Below are 24,796 nucleotides of genomic sequence, written 5' to 3'. Positions count from 1 at the left end.
GTGTACCTCCGTTTTGTGTTCTTTGGCTTCCCCTTGAGGGGAAGCCAAATCAACTATCTATTATTGATCGCACTCACCAACGCCTTAATGCCCGCCACAATAATATCCGTGTGGGTGCCGCAGCCCCAGGTCTCCTCGCCAGAGGCCCATTTCAGCCCAACATAGGAGCAGGCGCGGGCGTTCGTGTCGGCGTCCAGCGCATGCTCGCTGTAGTGTACCAGCGTAAAGTGCATCCCGGTCTGCTGCTCGATGGCCGTAGCCACAGCATCCAGACGACCGTTGCCAGTGGCCGTGCAAGGTGTCGTGCTGCCGCCGCTGGTGATCGTCACCTTGGCGGTGATGCTGCCGTTCTCGTTCTGGACAAAGTGCGCCTCGGACACATTCAGCGGCGCGGTGTGGTTGAGATAGCTCTTTTCAAAGACGGCGAGGACCTCCTGCACGCCCAGCTCACGATGCTCATGATCGCTGACCTCCTTGACGCGGTAGCCGAGATCCTCCCGCATTTTGGGCGGCGGGTTGTAGCCGTAGTTCTGCTGCAGCAGGAAGCCGATGCCGCCCTTGCCGCTCTGGGAGTTGATGCGGATAACATCGGCATCGTAGGTACGGCCGATGTCATGCGGATCGATGGGAATATACGGGCAGGTCCATTCATGGAGCTGCTTTTCCTTGCGCCATGTCATGCCCTTGGCAATGGCGTCCTGATGGCTGCCGCTGAACGCCGCAAAGACAAGGGCGCCGGCGTAGGGGGTACGCTCATACACATGCATCCGGGTAACGCGCTCATACACCTCGCAGATGGCAGGCATATTGCTGAAATCAAGGTGCGGGTCTACGCCGTGGCTGTACATATTCATGGCCAGCGTGATAGCGTCCACATTGCCGGTGCGCTCACCGTTGCCGAAAAGGCAGCACTCGATGCGCTGGGCACCGGCCAGCACGGCCAGCTCAGCATCCGCCACGCCGCAGCCGCGGTCGTTGTGGGGGTGGGTGGACAAAATGACACTGTCGCGGTATTTCAGGTGCTTGGAGCACCACTCGATCTGGTTGGCGTAGATGTGGGGCATGCTCATCTCGACCGTGACAGGCAGGTTGATGATCATCGGGCGGTCGGGCGTGGGCTGCATGACATCCAGCACGGCGTTGCAGACCTCAACCGCGTAGTCCGGCTCGGTGCCGGTAAAGCTTTCGGGGCTGTACTCAAACAGGAAGTTGCCCTCGTACTCCTCACTGAGCTGCTTGACAAGCTTTGCACCGTCCACGGCGATCTGCTTGATCTCCTCCTTCGACTTTTTGAACACCTGCTCGCGCTGGGCAACGCTGGTGGAGTTGTAGAAGTGGATGATGGCCCGCGGTGCGCCCTTGACGGCCTCGAAGGTCTTGCGGATGATATGGTCGCGGCACTGGGTCAGCACCTGCACCGTCACATCCTGCGGGATACGGTTGCCGTCAATGAGGGTGCGCAGGAACTCATACTCGGTCTCGCTGGCCGCCGGGAAGCCGACCTCGATTTCCTTAAAGCCGATTTTGACGAGCATATCGTAAAACTCAAGCTTTTCCTCAAGGCTCATCGGCACGATCAGGCTCTGGTTGCCGTCGCGCAGATCCACGCTGCACCACGCCGGGGCTTTCTCGATGTGGTCCTTCTGGGGCCACTCATAGACATGGCCGGGCTCTACCGGCGGCGGATAATACCCTACACTGTACTTGGTTGCGTCCATCATAACTAAAAATGCCTCCTTCAAAGCGTTCGGTTCGCACTTTGAGGGAGACAAAAAGAAACCGTCCCCCAAAGGCGAAAGACCTTTGAGAGACGGGAGCAAAATTCAAACTTGCTGTACCCGCGGTACCACTCTCATTGCCGTGTAACGGCCGCTCTGTACGATCAGCCCTGCGGGCGAATCGCGCCTGTATGATAACGGTCAGGCTCCGTCCGCACCTACCTGTCAGCGCGGCTGCTCCGAGGCCAGTATACAGCACCCGCCATACCGCCTTGCACCGACCGGCGGCTCTCTGTAACGGGATGAGCGCTGCTTTCTCCTCTTCACTGCATTTGGAATGGTTTTATTTTAGCGGATTGCAGCGGGAATGTCAAGAGATTTTTGCTGTTTTTTCAAGGATGTGTTTTGGTTGGAGCAACAATGTTTGTAGGGGGCGGCGTCCTCGACGCCCCGCGGGCGCATACGGAATGCGCCCCTACTTTTCTTTTTTTATTATGTATGCTATAATGTTTTCACTTGATTTGAAAGGATTCATCTATGCTTTACCATAAATACAAGCCGCTGGCATCGCGCGTCTACTGCACGGGGCTGGCGCTGCTGCTGGTGCTGTCCGAGGTTTTCAGCTCCAACGTACAGGATACGCTGCCGGGTTTCAGCCGCATCATGCGGCTGGGGCTGACCGGGTGCGCCGTGCTGCTTCTGGCCGGGAAAATTATCCTGCTGACCGGGTACGAGGCCCGCTGGCAGAAGGTGCTTATCGCCGTTGTGCTGGTCTACACGGCGTTTTCGTCGTGGTACGGCGGCGACCAGTGGTTTTTTCTGGCAGCGCTGGTCGGGCTGGGGGCCAAGGATGTGGACCTGCAAACGGCGCTGCGCGTCTATCTGATCACCGCTGCGGCGGGGCTGGTGCTTGTGCAGGTCCTGCACTTTGCCACACCGCTGATGCCCTATAACTTCTACTGCCGCAACTGGGATTTCGGCTACGGCCACTACAACGGATTCGGCGCTCGGCTGGTCGGTGTCTTTTTTGCGTGGGGCTGGCTGCGTCACGACCGGCTGCGGGCCTTCGACTGGGCCGGGCTGGCGGCGCTGGCGATCTTCACCTACAAGGTGCCCGGCAGCCGTGGGGCCTTCGGCGGCATGGCGGTGTTGTTTGCGCTGTTTTTTGTGCAGCGTTTCCTGCCGAGGCTGTTCGACAATAAGATCTTTTATGCACTGGCACTTGCCCTGCCGATCGCGCTGGCGGCTTTCAGCCTGTACGCCGGATATGTCTACAATCCGGAATGGCCGTATGAGCGTATGGCGCTGCTCCTGTTGAGCATCGCCCTGTCCGGCCGGTTTGAAATCTGGCACAATGTGTTCTGGAGTGCGCCCCTCTCGCTGCTGGGCGGTCTGCCTACCGACGGTGACGAGCATCACGCCATCGACAACACCTTTCTGGCTGTGCCGATGAACAAGGGCGTGCTGGGCGCAATCTTAGTTGCAGCGGTCTTTCTGCTGCTGCTGTGGCGGCTGGCAAAGAAGCATCGCTCGACCGAGGTCATCTGTCTGGTGGCGCTGACGCTCTATCTCTTTATGGAGAATAAGCCGTTTTTACTCTCCGCCAATCCGTTTTTGCTGATGCTGCCGGTGGTGTTTTTTAACGCAGAGGTTGGCAAAGCACAATCCGAATCGTAAAAAAGCCGCCGACCGGTTTTTGTCCGGTCGGCGGCAATTTTTATTATGGCTTAGCAGTTCTGCGGGCCGTTCTTCAGGATAACGTCATGGCTGCCACCCTCAACAATGGAGGTAGAGGACACGACTGTCAGGCGGGCTTTCTCCTGCAGCTCGGGGATGGAAAGCGCGCCGCAGTTGCACATGGTGGAGCGCACCTTGTACAGGGTGGTCTGCACACCGTCCGCCAGAGAGCCGGCGTAGGGAACATAGGAGTCAACGCCCTCCTCAAAGCTCAGCTTCTGTGCGCCGCCGAGGTCATACCGCTGCCAGTTGCGGGCGCGGTTGGAGCCCTCGCCCCAGTACTCCTTGACATAGTTGCCGCCAACGCGCAGCTTGTTCGTCGGGGACTCATCAAAGCGGGCAAAATAACGGCCCAGCATGACGAAGTCAGCGCCCATGGCCAGTGCCAGCGTGATGTGGTAGTCCTGCACGATGCCGCCGTCAGAGCAGATGGGGATGTAGATGCCGGTCTCCTTATAATACTCATCGCGGGCCTTGGCAACCTCGATGACAGCCGTAGCCTGACCGCGGCCGATGCCCTTGGTCTCGCGGGTGATGCAGATGGAGCCGCCGCCGATGCCGATCTTGATGAAGTCTGCACCTGCCTTGGCAAGGAAGAGGAAGCCCTCGCGGTCAACAACATTGCCTGCGCCGACCTTAACCTTATCGCCGTAGTTCTCGCGGATCCAGGCGATGGTGCGGGACTGCCACTCGCTGAAGCCCTCGGAGGAGTCGATGCAGAGCACATCCACACCGGCATCCACCAGTGCGGGCACGCGCTGGGCGAAGTCGCGGGTGTTGATGCCGGCGCCGACCACATAGCTCTTGTTCTCGTCGAGCAGCTCGTTGACGTTCTCCTTGTGGGAGTCGTAGTCCTTGCGGAAAACCATATACTGCAGGTGGCCCTCGGCGTCGATCAGGGGCAGAGAGTTGATCTTGTTGTCCCAGATGATGTCGTTGCAGTCATGCAGGCTGGTGGTGTCGGGGGCCGTGACCAGCTTGTCCAGCGGGGTCATGAATTCGGTGACCTTGAGGTCCATCGTCATGCGGGAGAGGCGGTAGTCGCGGCTGGCCACGATGCCCAGCAGCTTGCCGTGGGCAGTGCCGTCATGGGTGATGGCAACGGTGGAGTGGCCGGTGCGGGTCTTGAGGTCCAGCACATCGCCGAGGGTGGCCTCCGGCGGCAGGTTGGAGTCAGAGGTGACAAAGCCCTTCTTGTAGGCCTTGACGCGGCGGACCATATCGGCCTCCTGCTCAATGGTCTGAGAGCCGTAGATGAAGGAAACGCCGCCCTGCTTGGCCAGCGCAATCGCCAGCTTTTCGCCGGAGACGGACTGCATGATGGCAGAGACCATCGGGATGTTCATCTCCAGCGGGCAGGTCTCCTCGCCCTTGCGGTACTTGACCAGCGGGGTCTTGAGGCTGACAGCCGTGGGGACGCACTCCGAGGAGGAATACCCCGGAACCAGCAGATATTCACCAAAAGTACGGGACGGCTCGGAAAAATAGTATGCCATAATACACTCTCCTGACTTTCCTGTTTCGACATTTTTCGTATTAGAAAGATTGTACCACAACCGCGGACAAAATACAAAGGATTCCTGCGGAAATCTTTCTTGCACCGCAAAAACGAAAGTTGTGGAATTTGAACAAGTTTTCGGGGCAGGAGTATGACTTTGTGGCGGCCAGGCGGGCCGATGCGAGCATCGGCCCCTGCCATACGGGATTACTGCGTCGTCGTCAGCACTACATCGCCCATCGACGCGGTAAGGGTCACGCTGCGGGGCGCGGCGGCTGTTTGGGTGTAGATGCTGCTCATCGTCCTGCCGTTGAACATCACATTCCCCATGGACGTTTGCAGGTCAAGCGCGTAATCGTCGGGCCTGCCGTCCACCGTCAGGCCAATATCGCCCATGGCAGCTTCGACTTTAGCGGTTTCAACGCCCGCCAGCAGCCCCAAATCAAAATCGCCCATTGAGATATTCGCCGTAAACTGCTCTGCCTGCACGGTGCTACCGGTAAAGTTGCCCATCGCCAGGTCTAAGTCGATGCTGTCGGCGGCGATGGTATCGCTGTTGTCAAATTCTGCATCGCCCATAGCGGCAGTGATGGAGAGCCTTTTAAAATGGAAGGTATTCGCATCCGGCACGGACAGGACAAACTCAGGCTCGGGCCCCAGCTCTTTGCCGAGGTTGTAGTTGGCGGGCACCTTGTAGCTGACACGCACCGGGCTTGTGTTGTCGCCCGTGTTGGTAAAGGTGAACCAGTCCTGACGCAGGTTCGTGCAGGAAAGGGTCGGCTCCGCCGCACCACTGTCCACAACGACTGTGACCGCGCCGTAGTCGATGTCGAAGGTTATATTTTTGGCGTCGGCCAGACCGGTGGTGAAATCCATCTTCTCCAATGGGCTGCCGCTGTCCGCGTCCTCGGTGGCGGCTGTCCCGTTGTAAAAATCCTCGGTGCGGACAAGACCGGATGCAGCAGTTTCTTCCTCCGTCGGCGCAACAACCATCGACGCCGTGCCGCCGCTGGGCTTTGCAAAGCTCAGCACAAGGACACCCAGCTGGACGAGCAGCGCCGCAGCAATGACAACGGCGAAAATCAGCCACATGGTTTTTGCCCCGGGGCCGTGCTTTTGAGGCCGGGCAGGCTGCGGGTCGGCTGCGGGCGGCTCCGGGGCGGTGGGCGGCACGGCACCGCCGCGTGCGCTCTCGGGTGCGGCGGGGTCGGCGTCCGGCGTCAGCCCCTCCCCTTCCAGAATTTTGCGGGCGGCCTCGGCAGGGTCGCCCAGCTCGGCGGCGGTGGTGCCCTCGTTGTCGGGGCCTGCGGCGTCGAAGTATTCCTCATAATAATTCAGTGCGTCGCGGCGCGCATCGGCAGGCAGGGCGGACAGCCGTTTTTCCAGCTCCGATAAGTACTCGTATTTTTTCATTGCTGCTCCCCCTTAAAGAGCTTGTTGATTTTTGTGGTGTAGGCTTCCCACTCGGCGGTAAATTCTTCCAGCCGGGCGCGGCCCGCGGGCGTGATTTGATAGTAGCGGCGGTTACGGCCATTGAAGGCTTCGTCATGGACGGTCAGGCAGCCGTCCTTTTGCAGGCGGCGCAGCACCGGGTACAGCGTGGATTCCGACAGGTCCAGCACCGCGCGGACCTCCTGCGTGATCTTATAGCCGTAGGTGCCCGTTTCCTCCCGCCCGACGACAGCCAGCACAATGGCATCCAGCAGCCCCGCCGTGGTGTTGATGGCCATAGGGTGCCCCCTTTCCGGGTGTATGGTGTATTGGGTTATATATTATATAGCATATAATATTGTAGATTGCAATAGGCTGCCGCAACAAAATTATGTAGGGGCGGACATGGTTCACCCCCGGTCTCGTGTGGCAGTACATACGCTTCCGCGCCGCCGCATAATAGGGGCCGGACATGTCCGGCCCTGGCGCTATAAGGTATAGCCGCGTTTACGGGAAGGTCGCGGGCCGGGCATGCCCGGCCCCTACAGGGCTGCACGCCCGGAATCGCGCGGTTACCGCAGAGTTGGCAGACAAACAAGATTTGCCCGTCCGCCTTTACTGCTCTATTTCCTTATATAAATAGGCCAGTGCATCCTCCAGCCCGCCCAGCTGGTCGATCAGTCCCTCCTCTACAGCCTGATGACCGTCCAGCACAGTGCCCATATCCATGACCAGCTCCCCTGTGTTGTGCATCAGCTGGGTGAACCGCCGGGCCGTGATGCCCGAGTGATGCGCGACAAAGCTGACGATCCGCTCCTGCATCTGCTCAAAATAGCGCAGCGTCTGCGGCACCCCCAGCACCATGCCGGAATGGCGCACCGGGTGGACCGTCATTGTTGCAGTGGGTACAATAAAGCTGCGGCGGGCGGCCACGGCCAGCGGGATGCCGATGGAGTGGCCCCCGCCCAGCACGAGCGTAGCGCTGGGCTTGCTGACCCCTGCGATCAGCTCGGCCAATGCAAGGCCGGCCTCGACATCGCCGCCGACCGTGTTTAAGATCACCAGCAGCCCCTCGACCTCGGGGTCCTCCTCAATATCGACAAGCTGTGGGATGACATGCTCATATTTTGTCGTCTTTTGCGCATCCGGCGCGATGCTGTGTCCCTCGATCGTACCGATCACCGTCAGGCAGTGGATGGCATGACGGCCCTTTGTGGCAGGCACAATGCCGTCCTCCTTGATCAAATCATGCTCTAACCGCTTTAAAGCGGCCTCCTCGGTGGGGTTTTCGGTGATTTGAGGCTTGCTTTTTGGCTTTTTTGCGTTTGTTTCCATCTTCATTCTCCTTTGTTGCACAGCTGCACACAGAAAAAGTCTGTCCTCCCGGCAGGCAAAATATGCACGGTTTTGCAGAATAGGCAACTCGTGTTTGTCGATGCCGCCAAAAAGCTTTGTTAGGTTTTTGTATATCCCTATAATATTTGGGAAATCCCGCAAAAAACTTAGACAAAAAATTGACAACTGACGCGGCGCATTTTATAATAAGTTATAAGATAAATACAGATAAGAGGTATTCGATCATGGCTGTCCAAAATAAGGTGTCGCTTCCGGTCATCAAGCGGCTGCCCAAATATTATCGTTATCTGACCAATCTGTCCGCTGACGGGAAGGACAAGATCTCCTCCAGTGAGCTGGCCCACATGATGGGCACCACCGCCAGTCAGGTGCGGCAGGACTTCAACTGCTTCGGCGGCTTCGGCCAGCAGGGCATCGGCTACAAGGTGGATGTGCTGCGCACCGAGATCGGCAAGCTGCTCTTCGGTGACGGCGAAAGACTGCCCACCATTCTGGTCGGTGCCGGACGCCTCGGCTCGGCAGTTTCAAGCTTCATCAGCCGTGACACCAACGGCTACCGGCTGCTCGGCGTCTTTGATGTCAACCCCGACCTCATCGGCAAGGAGATGTGCGGCGTTCCCATCCTGCCCCTGAGTGATCTGGACAAATTCTGCGCAGAGCATCACCCCGAGGTAGCGGTTCTCTGTGTGCCGCGCCAGAGCGCTATGGATCTCGCCGGTGAGCTGGTGGAGCAGGGCATCAAGGGCTTCTGGAATTTCAGCCATTACGACCTGTCCGTTGAGTATCCCGATGTCACGGTGGAGAATGTCCATCTGGGCGACAGCCTGATGAGCCTGGGGTACAGGCTGAGAAATCAGGAAAAGTAATATTTCTATAAAAGACCGCCTTGTAGGGGCCGCACATGTGCGGCCCTCAGCCTACTGGTTGACGCGCGATTGCGGGAAGGTTGAGGGCCGGGCATGCCCGGCCCCTACGGTTATCAATAAACCGATAAGGAGCCAACATGGCAAAACTATATTTTCGGTACGGCGCAATGAACAGCGGCAAGACCACTGCCCTGATGCAGGTCGCCCACAACTATAAAGAGCGCGGTATGCGGGTGCTGATCCTCAAGCCTGCCATCGACACAAAGGGGCAGGACTCGATTGTCTCCCGGCTGGGTATCTGCTGCAAGGTGGATCAGCTCGTCACCCCCGAGGTGGACATTACGGAGTTGGTCCGGGCCGATGAGGCTGCCCACGGCAAAATTGCCTGCGTGCTTTGTGATGAGAGCCAGTTTTTCACGCCCGAGCAGGCCGACCAGCTGTTTCTTGTCACGGTCGATCTGGGCATTCCGGTCATCTGCTACGGCCTGCGGGCTGATTTCATGATGCGCGGCTTTCCCGGCTCGACCCGGCTGCTGGAGATTGCCCATACGATCGAGGAGCTGAAAACCATCTGTGCCTGCGGGCGCAAGGCCATCTGCAACGGCCGCAAGGTCAACGGCGAGTTCGTCTTTGAGGGCGCGCAGGTCGCCATCGACACGGTGGATAATGTCGAGTATCAGAGCCTTTGCCCCCAGTGCTGGTACCGCGAGTACCGTGCTTTTCTGGCGCGGCACCCCCACAAATAAGATATTCCGCACAGATTTTGTCCCGCCGCTGCACACGGCGGGATTTTTTATGCGCTTGTTTTGCAGTCATCTGCACTGCAAAATCGGTGTGTTTTACAGCTATACAAAAATTTCGGCCCCATCACGCCAGCCTGCCTGCGCAGCGCCGCGGATGCCAAAAGCGCAACTATATTGCACCGCGCGTATTTAGATGCAATATTATTTGCAATTTCGCACTTTTCTTGCAGAAACCCTGCATTTTTTGCGATTTCCCGCGCATTTCGACAGGTAAGAAAAAGCGCGCTTGCGGCAGGAAGGCAAAGCAAGCTGCGCGGCTTTTTGTAGCAACCTGCACAAACGGTGTTGTTGATATTCGTTGATTTTGACGGTGGTGTCAAATTGGTTACAGGCAACAAAGCAAGATTTGTTCGGTTTCTTTGCGAACACACCAATTTGACTGTTTATTTTGCGTGAACATTTTGTTATCATATAGACAAGCGAAAGGCAGATGTTGTGGTGCGGTTCCCGCACACAGCAGCCTGCGTCAATACATCGCACAGCAATATTAGGAGGACAAAAACATGAAGAAGGCAATTTCTCTCGGTGTTGCCGCCGCCATGGCAGCCACCCTGCTGGCCGGCTGCGGCACGGCCGCCAGCAGCGCCCCTGCTGCTTCCAGCGAGGCCGCCAGCACGGCAGACAGCACTGCTGCCAGCTCTGAGGTTACCGCTTCCGAGGCCCACGAGATCAACACCACCGATCCCATTGAGCTGACCATCAGCTGGTGGGGCGGCGACTCCCGCCACGAGGCTTACCAGAAGGCTCTGGAGGCTTTCCACGAGAAGTACCCCAACATCACCGTCTCCCCCACCTACGGCGCATGGTCCGGCTGGGAAGAGAAGCAGTCCACCGCACTGGCTGCGGATCAGGGCTCTGATGTCATGCAGGTCAACTGGAACTGGCTGTACCAGTACAGCCCCACGGGTGAGAAGTTCGTCGATCTGCGCGAGTACAGCGACATCATCGACCTGAGCCAGTGGAGCGATGCCGCCAAGAACGCCTGCATCGTTGCCGACAGCCTGCAGGCTGTGCCCATCTCGATGACCGGCCGTATCTTCTACTGGAACATGAACACCTTCAAGCAGGCCGGCATTGAGGAGGTTCCCGCCTCTTATGATGATCTGATCGCCGCCGGCAAGGCCTTTCAGGAGAAGCTGGGCAATGATTACTATCCTCTGGCCATCGGTCAGTATGACCGCATGATCCTGATGACCTTCTACCTTGAGTCCAAGTACGGCAAGGCCTGGGTCGAGAACAACGAGTGCCAGTACACCGAGGAAGAGGTCGTTGACGGCCTGAACTTCATCAAGTCCCTCGAGGACAACCATGTCATCCCCACCCGTCCGACCATGATCGCCGCAGGCTTCGACTCTATCGATAAGTCTCAGGAGTGGATCGACGGCAAGTACGCCGGCATCTTCGAGTGGGATTCTTCCGCCAACAAGTACCAGTCTGCTCTGGCTGACAACTCCGGCTTCACCGTCGGTGAGGAGATCAAGTTCGGCGACAAGGCCAACGGCGGCTTCTCCAAGGTCTCCATGGGCATGGCCATCACCTCCTCCTGCCAGCATCCCGTTGAGGCTGCTGCCCTGATCGACTTCCTGTGGAACGGCGAGGGCGCTGCCATCATGGGCTCCGAGTGCGGCATCCCCGCTTCCACCGCCGGTCTGGCTGCTGCTCAGGCTGCTGACGCCGTGAAGCCTCTGGTCCTCGAGGCCAACACCAAGGTTCTGGCCTTCGTTGACATGCCGCTCGACCCGTACTTCGAATCCAGCAAGCTGAAGGACACCACCGATGGCGTCTACACCGATGTGTTCGACGGCTTCAGCTACGGCGACTACGATGCTGAGGAGGCTGCCGAGATCCTGCTGGACGGCGTTTCCGGTGTGCTGAGCGCCAACGCCTGATCCCTTAGCAACGGTAAAATCTTTTAGGTAATACCAGCCGGTCCCAGCCCCGCTCTCAGGCATGGCGGGGACCGGCTCTTTATGTTGAAACGCTATACAGCAATTAGTGATAGGAGGTTTTTGGATGAGCTCTGCAGCACCCAAAACGACCCAGCGCACACCCTTTAAGCGCTGGTGTGATGAAAACACCGGCCTGTTCTTCCTGATTCCTTGGATTCTCGGCTTTCTGATCTTCAAGGCTTATCCGTTTGCAAGCTCTCTGTTCTACAGCTTTACCGACCTGAACTTCTTTAAGGGCATCAGTCAGTACGGCATTATGAACTATGTGGAGATCTTCACCAGCCGCAAGACGCTCTCCGTTTTGCTGACCACCGTGAAGTACGCCTTCATCACCGTGCCTCTCAAGCTGGTGTTCGCCCTGTTCATCGCCTACATCCTGAACTTCAAGATCAAGTTCGTCAACCTGTTCCGCACGGTCTACTACATTCCGTCCATTCTGGGCGGCTCTGTGGCCATCGCCGTTCTGTGGCGTGCCCTATTCAAGGACACCGGCGTTGTCAACACGATCCTCGGCTTCTTCGGCGTGCAGGGTCCCGACTGGCTGGCTGACAAGACATGGGCACTGTTCGTCATCTGCCTGCTGCGTGTGTGGCAGTTCGGCTCCGCCATGGTTCTGTTTCTCGCTGCCCTGAAGGGTGTTCCCGCCGATCTGTATGAGGCCGCCACCATCGATGGTGCCTCCAAGACCAAGCAGTTCTTCTCGATCACCGTGCCGATGATCACCCCCGTTATCTTCTATAACCTTGTCACCCAGATCGCACAGGCGTTTCAGGAATTCAACGGCCCCTACATCATCACCCAGGGCGGCCCGCGCAATGCCACTACGCTTGTTTCCCTGCTGGTTTACAACTACGCCTTCAAGTCCAACGAGATGGGCATGGCGTGTGCGCTGGCCTGGGTCATGTTCATTGCCGTTGCTCTGCTGACTGTGATCGCTTTCACCAGCCAGAAGCACTGGGTCTACTACGCTGATTAAGGAGGATTGAAAAATGAAACTTTCTACCGCCCATAAAATCGGCCGTTTCTTCCAGTACTTTGTGCTGATCCTTGTCGGCGTTATCATGATCTACCCGCTGGTCTGGATGGTGGGCGCCACCTTCAAGTCCAACGCTGAGATCTTCTCCGGCATCGGTTTTCTGACTGCCAACCCCACGCTGCAGGGCTACATTGACGCCGTCAGCCAGAACTACGGCGGCGACATCAGCATCTGGCGCGCTTTCATCAACACCTACAGCTTCGTTATCCCCAAGGTCATCTTTACCGTCATCAGCTCTGTCATTGCCGCTTACGGCTTCAGCCGCTTTAAGTTCAAGGGCCGTGACCTGATGTTCGGCATCATGATCTCCACCCTGTTCCTGCCGCAGGTCGTTCTGAACGTGCCCCAGTACCTGATGTACAACTCCTTCGGCTGGATCAACAGCCCCTTCTACCTGCCCCTGTGGGTGCCCACCCTGTTTGCCACCGAGACCTACTTCGTCTACCAGCTGGTGCAGTTCATGCGCAGCATTCCCCACGATCTGGACGAGGCGGCTGCCATCGACGGCTGCGGCCCGGTCAAGATCCTGTACAAGATCATTGCCCCGATGCTGAGCCCCTCTCTGGTAGCCTGCGGTCTGTTCCAGTTCATGTGGAGCTGCAACGACTACATGGGTCCCCTGCTTTATGTCCAGACCCCCAGCAAATACCCGATGTCCATCTTCGTCAAGCTGTCCATGGACGCTGACAGCGGTTTCAACTGGAACCGCATTCTGGCTCTCTCCCTTATCTCCATCATCCCGCAGCTGGTCGTTTTCTTCTGCGCGCAGGATGCCTTCATTGATGGTATCTCTGCCGGTGCTGTCAAGGGCTGATGCCGCCCCGCAGCGCTGAATAATTTCTTCAGGCACACGGCTGCCCCGTACCACATCCAAGGGGTACGGGGCAGCCTTTATTTTGAAAACTGGACTCCCCTGCCCTTCTATTGGGTGATGAGGGGTTGTATGATAGAGAGCCTTCCCCGGAGGGGAAGGTGGCCGAGGCTCCGCCCGAGGCCGGATGAGGCGAGACTGTACCGCTATTACCCGTGTACGGGCTACGGCGGCAAGGTTTGCCCTCATCAGTCCGCTGCGCGGACAGCTTCCCCCGATGGGGAAGCCTAAGGCAACACCGCATAATTCCCGCCTTACGGCTTAAGCACCATTCCGGCGGCTGCGGCACTTAGAATTATGCGGTATTGCCCTAAAGAAAAAGCGCCCCTTGCGGAGCGCTTCCCTGTTCTTACTTATTCGCTCTCTTATAATACTGCCGGTACTGCTGCGGGGAAAGCCCCGTGGCATCCTTGAACACGCGGCGGAAATGCGCGGTCGTCATAAAGCCGGTCTTTTCGGCAATATCAGAGATGCTCTCGTTGGATTTTTCAATCAGATTCTGCGCGGCCTTGATGCGCACACCGTTGATGTACTCGATCAGGCTGAGGTTGATGGACTTTTTAAAGAGGCGGCTGAGATAGTAGGGGCTGATATAAAATTGGTTGGCAATGCCGGTCAGGGTCAGCTTCTCCGCATAATGCTCCGCGATATAGGCCTGAATCTGGTCAACGATGTGGTTGCTTACGCGGCCGCTGTCGCCGCCCTTCTCCTGCTGCTGGCGGCAGAGCTCCTTCAGCTCAAGCAGCAGCGTTGCCAGCAGCATCCTGCGCATGGCATCGGCCTCGGGCGAGGTTTCCTCCTGCAGGGTAAGAAGCTGCTGCAGTATGCCTTGGATATGGTTCTGCTGCTTGACCGTGATGACCGAGAGCAGGTGGTTATGCTCCTCACTCAAAAAAGAGAAGAAGTCCACATCCGGGAACAAATCGGTAATTTTATCAAGAAACTCGCGGCTGAAGTTGACCACGATGCGGCTGGACGCACCATCCCCCAGCGCGGCGGTCTTATGGATCTGATTTTCACCGATCAGCACCACACTGCCCGCATTGACGATGTAGGCGGCATCCTCGATAAAATAGCGGCGGCTGCCCTCGATCTCATAGTAGATCTCATACTTATGGTGGATATGGAAGCTGGCCATCTCGTAGCCGGTATCACGGTCGACCCGGTCGATGAAAAAGTCCACATGGGGCGAGTAGACATATTCCAAAACCATACTGCTGCTCCTGACTGCCGCGGCGCGCTGCACCCGGCGTTTGATTCTTGTTCTATTTCTAAGGATAGCACAATTTTTGCTGTTTTTCAAACTATTTTTATACAAATTTTCAATCATTTGGGGGTTCACTCATGAAAATCACGCTTGTTCGTTCTATGTCACGCAGCGCGGTGTTTGAGCTGGTCAATGACAGCTGCTATCGCGCCCCGGCGCCCTACACCGTCACGCTGGACGGTGCCGCCGTCTGCAGCGGGGATACGAACGTATTTTCGCTCTATTCTCTTGAGCCTGCCCATACCTATACCCTTGCTGTGACGCTGGACGGCGTGACCGACACGCTCACCTTCACCACCGCAGAGGAGAGCTTTTTTGTCGATGCCAGCCGTTACGGCCTTGTGGCAGACGGCGTGACTGACAACACCGCCAAGCTGCAGGCGGCGCTTTCCACCTGCCCGGCCGGCGGTACGGTCTATCTGCCCGCAGGCACCTACCGCACCCAGAGCCTCTTTTTGCAGAGCAATACGACCCTGTATCTTGAAAAGGGCTGCACGCTGCTCGGCGGCACCGACCGCCGTGACTACCCGATCCTGCCGGGCGTTCTCCCCTGCCATAACGAAAAGGACGAGCAGTATCTGGCCCTGTGGGAGGGCAACCCCCTCGACAGCTTTGCCGCACTCATCAATGTGATCAACGCGGAGAATGTGACGATCACCGGCGAGGGAACGCTGGACTGCAACGCCCAGAACGGCGACTGGTACCAGAACCCGAAGCAGAAGAAGATCGCATGGCGGCCCCGCCTTTTCTTTACAAGCGGCGCCAAAAATGTTGTACTGCACGGCGTGCTGGCCTGCAACAGCTACTCTTGGACGATTCATCCGACCTACTCCGAGAATGTAGACATTCTGAACATCCGCATCCGCAACAGCTCCCAAAGCCCCAACACGGACGGCATCGACCCCGAGAGCTGCAAGAATGTCAACATCATCGGCAACCATGTCCATGTCGGTGACGACTGCATTGCGCTCAAGTCGAGCAAGCTGTTCCTTGGCATGAAGCTGCATGTCCCCTGCGAGAATGTTATCATCCGCAACTGCTGCCTGAGCCGCGGTCACGGCGGTCTGGTCATCGGCAGCGAGATGAGCGGCGGCATCAAAAATGTCACAGTGACCCAGTGCCTGATGGACCACACCGACCGGGGCTTACGCGTCAAGACCCGCCGCGGCCGCGGCAAGTACGCGGTCATTGACGGGCTGGCTTTCCGCAATGTCGTGATGGACGGCGTTCTGACGCCCTTTGTCATCAACATGTTCTATTTCTGCGACCCGGACGGCCGCACCGACTATGTACAGACGCATGAGCCTCAGCCCGTGGACGATACGACCCCGACCCTCGGCAAGCTGGAGATGGAGCATATCGTAGCCACCGATGCCCAGTATGCGGGCTGCTGGTTCAGCGGTCTGCCGGAGCAGCCCATCGAGGGCGTGACAATGCGGGATGTGAAGATCAGCTTTGCACCCGATGCGCGCCCCGGGCAGGCAGCCATGATGTGCGGCGCAGGCGCCAGCTGCAAGGTAGGCATCCACGCCGAGAATGTGCGCAAGATCGCACTGCACAATGTAGAAATTACCGGTTACGAGGGCGAGCGCCTGCAGCTGACCCATGTTGACCGCTATGAGGAGGACTGAACCATGACCCATGACGAGATTCTGACCACACTGGGCCACTATGTAGATTACCTGATTGCCGGCTCCACCGCCGAAGCACCGCTCTGGAACATTGAAAAGGTGCGCAGCGGCAAGCCGAACAAATGGAATTACATCGACGGCTGCATGATCACCGCCTGTCTGAGCCTCTACCAGACGACCGGGGACGAGAAGTTTCTGGCCTTCTCCCGCAATTTTCTCGATTATTTTGTCAAGGATCACGGCGTCATTGAGACCTATGACCCGCAGGAGTACAACCTTGACAATGTGAATCAGGGCAAGAACCTGTTCACCCTCTATGACCTGACCGGCGAGCAGCACTACCGCGATGCCATCGAGACGATCCGCAGCCAGCTGGAGACCCAGCCCCGCACCAAGGAGGGCAACTTCTGGCACAAAAAAATCTACCCGAATCAGGTCTGGCTGGACGGCACCTACATGGCCCAGCCCTTCTACATGGAGTATGAAACACGCTGCAACGGGATGCACGGCTGCATTGACAGCTACAAACAGTTCATGAATATCCAGAAGCACATGAAGGACCCCAAAACCGGCCTGTACTACCACGGCTATGACGAGAGCCGCGAGATGTACTGGGCCGACCCCGTGACCGGCTGCAGCGCCAACTTCTGGCTGCGTGCCATGGGCTGGTTCCTTGTTGCGATGGTCGATGTGCTCGAGCGCATGGACGATATGCTCTATTATGAGTACCGCGCAATCATGTCGATGCTCAAGGACGCTGTGGACGCAATGATCGCGTTCCAGGATGCCGAGAGCGGCATGTTCTGGCAGGTCATCGACAAGGCCGGTGTGGAGGGCAACTATCTGGAGACCTCCGGCAGTGCGCTGTTCGCCTACGCCGTGCTGAAGGGGTGTGCGCCTTGGCTACCTGCCCAAGCGGTACGCCGCCTACGGCGAGAAGGCCTTCTACGGCACCTGCGACCGTCATCTCGGCGTGGGGCGCAGACGGTGCCCTGCAGCTTGGCGGCATCTGTCTGGTGGCCGGGCTTGGCGGCGCTACCGCCGCGACGGCAGCCTTGCCTACTATTTCAGCGAGCCGGTCGTTGAGAACGACGCCAAAGGTGTCGGTCCCCTGCTGCTGGCCTACACCGAGATCCTCGCCGCGCGCAAGAAGTAAGGAGGCTGCACCATGCCGAATTTTATTGTAGGCGCCCGCCTGCACGACTATGGCAAGGGCACGCCGGAGGAGCTGTTCGGGCAGGTCTCTGCCGATGGCTTTGCGGCTGTGCAGCTTGCATATAAAAATGCGTCCCCTCTGTAAAGAGCTACGCCGATGTGACGGATGCGCTGGTGGCCGAGACGGTTGCAGCCGAAAAAGCACACCGTATTCAGGTCGCCGTGCTGGGCACCTATGTCGAGCTGGCCATAAATGATGAGAGCCGCCTTTGCAATGTAGCCGATTTCAAGAGCCAGCTGGCTGTATGCAAGGCGCTGGGGGCCGGGTGCATCGGCACCGAAACCACCGCCATGTCCAAGCAGCCTGCCGGGACGACCCGTGCGCAGGCGCAGGAGCTTCTCTGCCGCAGTCTGGCAGAGATTTTGCCCGCTGCCGAGACGCTCGGCGTTACCGTAGCATCGAGCCTGTGACCTATCACAGCATGAACTCCGCCGCAGCCACGCGCCACATTCTGGACCACGATGCGCAGCCCGAATCTGAAGGTCATCTTTGACATGAGCAACCTTGTATCTGCTGAGAATGTAGACGCACAGGACCGCATCTGGTACGATATGGGCGCACTGCTGGGGGATCAGATCGTGGCTGTCCATTTCAAAGGGCAAGCGTTTGCGCCGGACGGCAGCCTGCTGCACACCAGCTTAGAGGAGAGCCGCACCGACTATGCCGGGGCGTTTGCCATGCTGCGCCAGCTGCCCCAGCCGCTCTTCCGGTGCTGCGCGAGGAGGCTGTGCCGGCGCGTGCGGCCAGTGACATCGCTTTTATGAAAGGATTTTTCTGATGGCTGAACACGAAAGAAAAACACTGGTCGTGGACGAGAGCGGCCGCGGCGATTACCGCACCCTGACGGAAGCCGTGGCGGCCTGCGCCGAAACGCCGGAGCTGCCGGTGCGCTTCTACATCAAGCACGGCATCTATGAGGAGCGGCCCTTCATCGAGCTGGCTGACTATATCATTGAGGGCGAGTACCGCAATGCCACCGTTATCACCGCCTCTGTCGGCGGCCGTGACCCATGGCCGGGCGAGGCCAAGACCGGCACCTTCCGCAGCGAAACGCTGTTTCTGGGCGGCGGCAAGGCGGTCGTGCGCAACCTGACCATCCAGAATAACGCCGGTGACGGTGCAAAGGCCGGTCAGGCGCTTGCCGCCTATGCTGATGCCAGCCGTGTGCTGATGGAGGATGTAAACCTCTACGGCAATCAGGACACCCTTTTCACCGCTCCCCTGCCCCTGCAGGAGCGTGAGAAGAATGGCTTCCGCGGCCCGCGCGAGAATGCCCCCCGGTTGGACACGACCCAGTATTACCGCCGCTGCACGATCCGCGGCAACATTGATTTTATCTTTGGCGGGGCCAATGCTGTGTTTGACAGCTGCCGCATTGAGCCGTGGCACCACAAGACCGGCATCTGCTACATCACGGCCCCCAGCACCCCCGCTGGCAAGCCCGGCTACCTCTTTGTAGACTGCACCGTAGCGGGCAACTGCGCCCCCGGCAGCGTCTATCTGGGCCGCCCGTGGCGCGCTGACGCGGCCTGCTACTGGCTGGACTGCTCCCTGAGCGAGGAAGTCTGCGCCGGCGGCTGGGACAACTGGCATGACCCCGAGAACGAAAAGACCGCACGCTTCGGCGAATACGGCTCCACAGGCCCCGGCAGCGCCCCTGCGCGCGCCTTTGGCAGCGTAGATAGCATTGCCGAGGCGGATGCCCAGCGTGCAATGCTGGCGCGTTTGCGGGCCGAATTCGGGCTTGTATAAGCACCAACAATAAAAGCCATACGGAACAGGCATACTCACCTGCTCCGTATGGCTTCTTTGTTTTTTCCTGCTGCCTGTTACGGCGGTTCCTGCGGCAGGCTGATGGGTACAAAAAATGGGCGCTGCCCTTGCGGACAGCGCCCATAGTATTGCTTTTCAGAGCAAGAAATTACTTCTCGATCTTGGAAACAACGCCGGAACCAACGGTGTGGCCGCCCTCGCGGATAGCGAAACGCAGGCCCTCCTCCATGGCAACGGGGGTGATCAGCTCAACGTGCATATCAACGTTGTCGCCGGGCATGCACATCTCAGTGCCCTCGGGCAGGGTGATGATGCCGGTAACATCGGTGGTACGGAAGTAGAACTGAGGACGATAGTTGTTGAAGAACGGGGTATGACGGCCGCCCTCTTCCTTCTTCAGGACGTAAACGTGACCGTCGAAGGTGGTGTGGGGATGAACAGAACCGGGCTTGCACAGGCACTGGCCGCGCTCGATCTGGTCACGGTCAACGCCACGCAGCAGGGCACCGATGTTGTCGCCAGCCTGAGCGAACTCGAGGCTCTTGCGGAACATCTCCAGACCGGTGATGGTGGTGGTCATCTTCTCTTCCTTGATACCAACGATCTCCATCTGATCGCCAACGTGAGCAGTGCCACGCTCGACACGACCGGTAGCAACGGTGCCACGGCCGGAGATGGTCATAACGTCCTCAACGGGCATCAGGAAGGGCTTGTCAGCAGCACGGTCAGGAGTGGGGATGTAGGTATCAACAGCATCCATCAGCTCCCAAATGCACTTGTACTCGGGGGCGTTGGGATCGGTGCTGGTGCTCTCCAGAGCCTTCAGAGCAGAACCACGGATGATGGGGGTGTTGTCGCCATCGAAGTCATACTCGTTCAGCAGCTCACGGATCTCCATCTCAACCAGATCCAGCAGCTCCTCATCGTCAACCATGTCGCACTTGTTCATGAAGACAACGATCTTGGGCACGCCGACCTGACGGGCGAGCAGGATGTGCTCACGGGTCTGGGGCATGGGACCATCGGTAGCAGCGACGACCAGAATAGCGCCGTCCATCTGAGCAGCACCGGTGATCATGTTCTTGATGTAGTCAGCATGGCCCGGGCAGTCAACGTGGGCGTAGTGACGCTTCTCGGTGTGGTACTCAACGTGAGCAGTGTTGATCGTGATGCCACGAGCCTTCTCCTCGGGAGCCTTGTCGATGCTGGAGTAATCCATGAAGTCGGCATCGCCCTTCAGAGCCAGAGTCTTGGTGATGGCAGCGGTCAGAGTGGTCTTGCCGTGGTCAACGTGACCGATGGTACCAATGTTGACATGCTCCAAAGAGCGGTCAAATTTTTCCTTTTCAGCCATTGGAAGTGTCCTCCTTTAATTAAAACATTTGGTAGTCTTGCGTAAGACTATCATACAAAATTTAAAGAGAAAAAGCAAGTCTATTTTATAAAGTATGACTTATAAAATCAGGCTTTGTGAGCGCGGTCGGCCATGATCTTGTCGGCAACGCTCTTGGGAACCTGCTGATACTCATCAGGCTCCATGGAGTACTGGCCACGACCCTGCGTCTTGGAGCGCAGGTCGGTAGCATAACCGAACATCTCGGACAGAGGAACCAGAGCAGTAACACGAGCCGTGCCACCCTCGGACTCCTGATTGTTGATCTGGCCGCGACGGCTGTTCAGGTCGCCGATAACGTTGCCCATGTACTCATCAGGCACGATAACATTGACCTTCATGATGGGCTCCATGATGACGGGATCGCACTTCTTCATGGCCTCCTTGAATGCCATAGAACCGGCGATGGAGAACGCCATTTCAGAGGAGTCGACCTCATGATAAGAACCATCCCACAGGGTGACCTTGACATCCACGACGGGATAACCGGCGAGAACACCCGCCTTCATAGCGCCCTGAATACCGTTGTCAACAGCGGGAATATATTCCTTCGGGATAGCGCCGCCAACGACACCGTTGACGAACTCATAACCCTTGCCGGGGTTGGGCTCCAGCTTGATCTTGACGTGACCATACTGGCCCTTACCGCCGGACTGGCGGGCGTACTTGGTCTCCTGATTGGCTTCCTTGCGAATGGTCTCGCGGTAAGCAACCTGCGGAGCGCCAACATTAGCCTCGACCTTGAACTCACGCAGCAGACGGTCGACGATAATCTCCAGATGGAGCTCGCCCATGCCGGCGATGATGGTCTGACCGGTCTCTTCATCGGTCCAGGTACGGAAGGTCGGATCCTCCTCAGCGAGCTTTGCCAGAGCAATGCCCATCTTCTCGGAGCCAGCCTTGGTCTTGGGCTCGATGGCAACGCGGATAACAGGCTCCGGGAAGTTCATGGACTCCAGAATGATGGGGTGCTTCTCGTCGCACAGCGTGTCACCGGTGGTGGTATTCTTCAGGCCGACAGCAGCCGCAATATCGCCCGCGTAAACGGTGTCGATGTCCTTACGGTTGTTGGCGTGCATCTGCAGGATACGGCCGATACGCTCGTTGTTATCCTTGACAGAGTTGTAGACGGTAGTGCCTGCGTCCAGCGTACCGGAGTACACACGGAAGAAGCAGAGCTTACCGACATACGGGTCAGTCATGATCTTGAAGGCCAAAGCTGCGAACGGCTGGTCGTCGGAGGAGATACGATCCTCCTCCTCGCCGGTCTCGGGGTTGGTGCCCTTGATGGCTGCAACGTCGGTAGGAGCCGGCATGTAGTCAACAATGGCATCCAGCAGCTTCTGAACGCCGCGGTTCTTGTAGGAGGAGCCGCAGACAACGGGAACGATCTCGTTAGAGATGGTAGCCTTACGCAGAGCCGCCTTGATTTCTTCCTTGGTCAGCTCTTCGCCGTCCAGGTACTTCATCATGAGCTCTTCGTCGGTCTCGGCAACAGCCTCGATCAGCTTGTCATGGTACTCCTGAGCCTTCTCCTGCATATCCTCAGGAATAGGCTCAACGCGGACATCATTGCCCATGTCATCATAGTAGATGTCAGCCTGCATGTCGATCAGGTCGATGATACCCTTGAAAGTATCCTCCTGACCAACAGGCAGCTGGATGGGCACACCGTTGGCGTGCAGACGATCATGGAGCATCTGAACGCAGCGGTAGAAATCGGCACCCATGGTATCCATCTTGTTGACGTAGACCATGCGGGGAACCTTGTACTCGTCAGCCTGACGCCAAACGGTCTCAGACTGCGGCTCAACGCCACCCTTGGCGGCCAGAACGGTAACAGAGCCGTCCAGAACGCGCAGGGAACGCTGAACCTCAACAGTGAAGTCAACGTGGCCCGGGGTGTCGATGATGTTGATACGATGACGGTTCTTCTTGAAGAGAGCCGGATCGTGCTGAGTCTCGGTATGGCTCCAATAGCAGGTGGTAGCAGCAGAGGTGATAGTGATACCACGCTCCTGCTCCTGTTCCATCCAGTCCATCGTGGCAGCGCCGTCATGAACTTCACCGATCTTATGGTTAATACCGGTGTAGTACAGGATGCGCTCGGTGGTGGTGGTCTTACCTGCGTCGATGTGGGCCATGATACCGATGTTACGGGTCATTTGCAGAGATACATCTCTCGGCGTAGCCATGGCTTAAACCTCCTCAGACAGCTTATCAATAACGATAGTGGGCAAAAGCCTTGTTGGCCTCGGCCATCTTGTGCGTATCCTCGCGCTTCTTGACGGAACCGCCGACACCGTTGGTGGCGTCGATGATCTCAGCGGCCAGACGAGCAGACATGGTCTTCTCGCCGCGGGCGCGGCTGTAAGCGGTCAGCCAGCGCAGGCCGAGCGTCTCGCGGCGGGCAGGGCTGACCTCCAGGGGGACCTGGTAGTTAGCGCCGCCGACACGGCGGGTCTTGCACTCGAGGTTAGGCATGATGTTCTCCATAGCCTTCTCGAACATATCGAGCGGGTCGTTGCCGGTCTTCTCCTTCACGATGTTGAATGCATCGTAAACGATCTCCTGAGCAACACCTTTCTTGCCATCCAGCATGATGTAGTTGACCAGACGGGTGACAACCTTGGAATTGTAAATAGGATCGGCCAGAACTTCGCGTTTTGCGACATTACCTCTTCTGGGCATCTTTCTTCCCTCCTTCACATAGAATGATATCATCGGTACTCGAAAGTTAAGAAACTCCCGTTGTGCCACAAAAAAGGCGTTGGCCTATTTTATGGCGAAAAGATGTTTCCTTACTTCTTGGCACCGGCCTTGGGGCGCTTAGCACCGTATTTGCTGCGGGCCTGATTACGGTTCGCAACACCCTGCGTATCCAGAGTACCACGGATGATGTGGTAACGGACACCGGGCAGATCCTTGACACGACCGCCACGGATCAGAACAACGCTGTGCTCCTGCAGGTTATGGCCGATACCGGGAATGTAAGAGGTGACCTCGATACCATTCGTCAGGCGGACACGGGCAACTTTACGCAGAGCAGAGTTGGGCTTCTTGGGGGTCATGGTACGCACAGCAGTGCAGACACCACGCTTCTGCGGGCTGTTCAGGTTGGTGTACTCCTTTTTCTGGGAGTTGTAGCTCTTCAGAAGGGCGGGTGCAGTGCTCTTTTTGACCAGGACCTCACGGCCTTTGCGCACGAGCTGGTTAAAAGTAGGCATTTCTTTTCTCCTTTCTTCACTTATTGACGCGCTTTTTGCGGTTGCTGCGACCTTTAGGCCGCACTATTCCCCGCAACTCACGCAATGATTATATTACAGTATTCCGACCGAATTGTCAAGAGTATTGCCAAAAAAATCTTGAAAAAATCGTGCAATACAGAGAATTTTATTTTTTCAAAGCCAACCACCTGTTTTTGCCGCCTTCCGCAGGACTGCAGCCTGCTTTTGGAAGGCTTTGCACACCGATGATCCGACAGCGGTACACACGGCTTTTCCCGATGCAATGCGCCAAAGCAGCATCTTTTGTCCATAATTCAGACATTTTTATACATATTTCACAATTTTTGTCCGAAAGAATCGTAGGAATGACAATACGGTTTTTTATTGCACCGAGCGCGGGTTTTTGTTATACTATAATTACAGGCAAGGTAATGATGAGCCTGCCGAAAACCTTTATTCAGCATGAAATTCAAGGAGGTATTGACAATGAAAAAACTGCTAGCCGTTCTCATTTCCCTGTGCATGGTATCCGCATTCGCTGTACCTGTTTTTTGCAGACGCAAACAGCGATTACATCGCCGCAGTCAAGGCCTATCAGGCGCAGATTGCAGCCAAGGAAGCCGCTTATGTGGCCGCTGTCGATGCCTACTCTAAAAACGCAAAGGCAAAGGCTGACGCCGACAGCGCCGCGATCCTGAAGGCCGCCAGGGCCGCACAGGCAAAAGCCGATGCGGAGTGCCTTGCCGTTATCGCCGCAGGAAAAGCCGCACAGGCTCAGGCTGACGCCAGAGTAGCCGCCGTAATTGCCGCCGGCAAGGCCGCGCAGGCTTCCGCCGATCAGCGTGAGGCCGCCTACGCCAAAGCCGTAAAGGCATATCAGGATCAGATTGCAGCCCGTGAGGCCGCCTACATCAAGGCAGTTCTGGGCAAGTAACATCGCATACCTATTATTAAAGAGGAGCGCCCGCGGAGGGCGCTCCTCTTTTTGGTGTATTGCGTCTGTGGGGGCCGGGCATGCCCGGCC

At 57.5% G+C, this 24,796-nt stretch carries 22 protein-coding genes, 1 pseudogene and 1 other annotated feature; of the genes and pseudogenes, 13 read left to right on the top strand and 10 right to left on the bottom strand.

Going from position 1 to position 24,796, the window contains the following annotated elements; translation table 11 throughout:
- Positions 1-53: 53 nt before the first annotated feature.
- The gene (locus OGM67_01040; protein UYJ34958.1) at positions 54-1,721 is read right to left on the bottom strand and encodes a 2-isopropylmalate synthase; all 1,668 of its coding nucleotides are present in this window, start codon (positions 1,719-1,721) and stop codon (positions 54-56) included.
- An 82-nt stretch (positions 1,722-1,803) separates the two neighbouring features.
- Positions 1,804-2,054, bottom strand: a binding site (T-box leader).
- A gap of 201 nt (positions 2,055-2,255) precedes the next feature.
- Between OGM67_01040 and OGM67_01035 the strand changes: the two genes are divergently transcribed.
- Complete coding sequence (locus tag OGM67_01035; GenBank protein ID UYJ34957.1) at positions 2,256-3,395, top strand: hypothetical protein; 1,140 nt, start codon at positions 2,256-2,258, stop codon at positions 3,393-3,395.
- A gap of 50 nt (positions 3,396-3,445) precedes the next feature.
- Here the strand turns inward: OGM67_01035 and OGM67_01030 are convergent, their stop codons facing one another.
- From OGM67_01030 to OGM67_01015, 4 genes are all read right to left on the bottom strand, one after another.
- Entirely contained in the window at positions 3,446-4,951 is a 1,506-nt protein-coding gene (locus OGM67_01030) for an IMP dehydrogenase (protein ID UYJ34956.1), read from the bottom strand.
- A 209-nt stretch (positions 4,952-5,160) separates the two neighbouring features.
- Positions 5,161-6,366: a DUF4097 family beta strand repeat-containing protein gene (locus OGM67_01025; protein ID UYJ34955.1), complete on the bottom strand. Its 1,206-nt coding sequence runs from the start codon at positions 6,364-6,366 to the stop codon at positions 5,161-5,163.
- Positions 6,363-6,683, bottom strand: coding sequence for a PadR family transcriptional regulator (locus OGM67_01020; GenBank protein ID UYJ34954.1), 321 nt, complete (start codon positions 6,681-6,683; stop codon positions 6,363-6,365). The genes OGM67_01025 and OGM67_01020 overlap by 4 nt, the downstream gene beginning before the upstream one ends.
- Before the next feature lie 316 nt (positions 6,684-6,999).
- Entirely contained in the window at positions 7,000-7,719 is a 720-nt protein-coding gene (locus tag OGM67_01015; GenBank protein UYJ34953.1) for an ATP-dependent Clp protease proteolytic subunit, read from the bottom strand.
- Between the two features lie 245 nt (positions 7,720-7,964).
- Here OGM67_01015 and OGM67_01010 point away from each other — a divergent pair, with 245 nt between their 5' ends.
- From OGM67_01010 to OGM67_00990, 5 genes are all read left to right on the top strand, one after another.
- On the top strand, positions 7,965-8,606 hold the full coding sequence (locus OGM67_01010; protein ID UYJ34952.1) for a redox-sensing transcriptional repressor Rex: 642 nt from the start codon (positions 7,965-7,967) through the stop codon (positions 8,604-8,606).
- 137 nt (positions 8,607-8,743) lie between these two features.
- Positions 8,744-9,352, top strand: a complete 609-nt coding sequence (locus tag OGM67_01005; GenBank protein UYJ34951.1) for a thymidine kinase — start codon at positions 8,744-8,746, stop codon at positions 9,350-9,352.
- Between the two features lie 560 nt (positions 9,353-9,912).
- Entirely contained in the window at positions 9,913-11,298 is a 1,386-nt protein-coding gene (locus OGM67_01000) for an extracellular solute-binding protein (protein ID UYJ34950.1), read from the top strand.
- A 124-nt stretch (positions 11,299-11,422) separates the two neighbouring features.
- Complete coding sequence (locus OGM67_00995) at positions 11,423-12,334, top strand: sugar ABC transporter permease (GenBank protein ID UYJ34949.1); 912 nt, start codon at positions 11,423-11,425, stop codon at positions 12,332-12,334.
- 13 nt (positions 12,335-12,347) lie between these two features.
- Positions 12,348-13,208 carry a carbohydrate ABC transporter permease gene (locus OGM67_00990; GenBank protein ID UYJ34948.1) on the top strand — a complete coding sequence of 287 codons (861 nt, stop codon included), beginning with the start codon at positions 12,348-12,350 and terminating at the stop codon, positions 13,206-13,208.
- A gap of 406 nt (positions 13,209-13,614) precedes the next feature.
- Here OGM67_00990 and OGM67_00985 read toward each other — a convergent pair whose 3' ends face one another.
- Positions 13,615-14,478 carry an AraC family transcriptional regulator gene (locus tag OGM67_00985; protein ID UYJ34947.1) on the bottom strand — a complete coding sequence of 288 codons (864 nt, stop codon included), beginning with the start codon at positions 14,476-14,478 and terminating at the stop codon, positions 13,615-13,617.
- A 131-nt stretch (positions 14,479-14,609) separates the two neighbouring features.
- Between OGM67_00985 and OGM67_00980 the strand changes: the two genes are divergently transcribed.
- The 6 genes and pseudogenes from OGM67_00980 (at position 14,610) to OGM67_00955 (ending at position 19,131) form a co-directional block, all read left to right on the top strand.
- Positions 14,610-16,163 (top strand): glycoside hydrolase family 28 protein, encoded by a 1,554-nt coding sequence (locus OGM67_00980; GenBank protein UYJ34946.1) that lies wholly within the window; start codon positions 14,610-14,612, stop codon positions 16,161-16,163.
- Positions 16,164-16,166: 3 nt separating this feature from the next.
- A pseudogene (locus OGM67_00975) lies at positions 16,167-17,319 on the top strand (glycoside hydrolase family 88 protein).
- Between the two features lie 12 nt (positions 17,320-17,331).
- Positions 17,332-17,463: a hypothetical protein gene (locus OGM67_00970; GenBank protein ID UYJ34945.1), complete on the top strand. Its 132-nt coding sequence runs from the start codon at positions 17,332-17,334 to the stop codon at positions 17,461-17,463.
- Between the two features lie 14 nt (positions 17,464-17,477).
- On the top strand, positions 17,478-17,789 hold the full coding sequence (locus tag OGM67_00965) for a TIM barrel protein (protein UYJ34944.1): 312 nt from the start codon (positions 17,478-17,480) through the stop codon (positions 17,787-17,789).
- A 51-nt stretch (positions 17,790-17,840) separates the two neighbouring features.
- Entirely contained in the window at positions 17,841-18,143 is a 303-nt protein-coding gene (locus tag OGM67_00960; GenBank protein UYJ34943.1) for a sugar phosphate isomerase/epimerase, read from the top strand.
- Between the two features lie 13 nt (positions 18,144-18,156).
- Positions 18,157-19,131, top strand: a complete 975-nt coding sequence (locus OGM67_00955) for a pectinesterase family protein (protein UYJ34942.1) — start codon at positions 18,157-18,159, stop codon at positions 19,129-19,131.
- A gap of 169 nt (positions 19,132-19,300) precedes the next feature.
- On the opposite strand, the gene tuf is transcribed toward OGM67_00955, so the two are convergent.
- The 4 genes from tuf to rpsL all read right to left on the bottom strand — a co-directional run bounded on the left by tuf (position 19,301) and on the right by rpsL (position 23,772).
- Positions 19,301-20,506 carry an elongation factor Tu gene (tuf, locus tag OGM67_00950; GenBank protein ID UYJ34941.1) on the bottom strand — a complete coding sequence of 402 codons (1,206 nt, stop codon included), beginning with the start codon at positions 20,504-20,506 and terminating at the stop codon, positions 19,301-19,303.
- Positions 20,507-20,613: 107 nt separating this feature from the next.
- Positions 20,614-22,710 (bottom strand): elongation factor G, encoded by a 2,097-nt coding sequence (gene fusA, locus OGM67_00945; GenBank protein ID UYJ36171.1) that lies wholly within the window; start codon positions 22,708-22,710, stop codon positions 20,614-20,616.
- Positions 22,711-22,765: 55 nt separating this feature from the next.
- Positions 22,766-23,236, bottom strand: a complete 471-nt coding sequence (gene rpsG / locus OGM67_00940) for a 30S ribosomal protein S7 (GenBank protein ID UYJ34940.1) — start codon at positions 23,234-23,236, stop codon at positions 22,766-22,768.
- Positions 23,237-23,346: 110 nt separating this feature from the next.
- On the bottom strand, positions 23,347-23,772 hold the full coding sequence (gene rpsL, locus OGM67_00935; protein UYJ34939.1) for a 30S ribosomal protein S12: 426 nt from the start codon (positions 23,770-23,772) through the stop codon (positions 23,347-23,349).
- Between the two features lie 628 nt (positions 23,773-24,400).
- On the opposite strand from rpsL, the gene OGM67_00930 reads away from it, so the two are divergent.
- Positions 24,401-24,706 (top strand): hypothetical protein, encoded by a 306-nt coding sequence (locus OGM67_00930; protein UYJ34938.1) that lies wholly within the window; start codon positions 24,401-24,403, stop codon positions 24,704-24,706.
- The last annotated feature ends 90 nt before the right edge of the window (positions 24,707-24,796 follow it).

This window comes from Oscillospiraceae bacterium (assembly GCA_025757985.1).
Classification (GTDB): Bacteria; Bacillota; Clostridia; order Oscillospirales; family Ruminococcaceae; genus Gemmiger.
The sequence above is the reverse complement of the archived record's forward strand: the minus strand, read 5'-3'. Positions and strand labels throughout refer to the sequence as shown.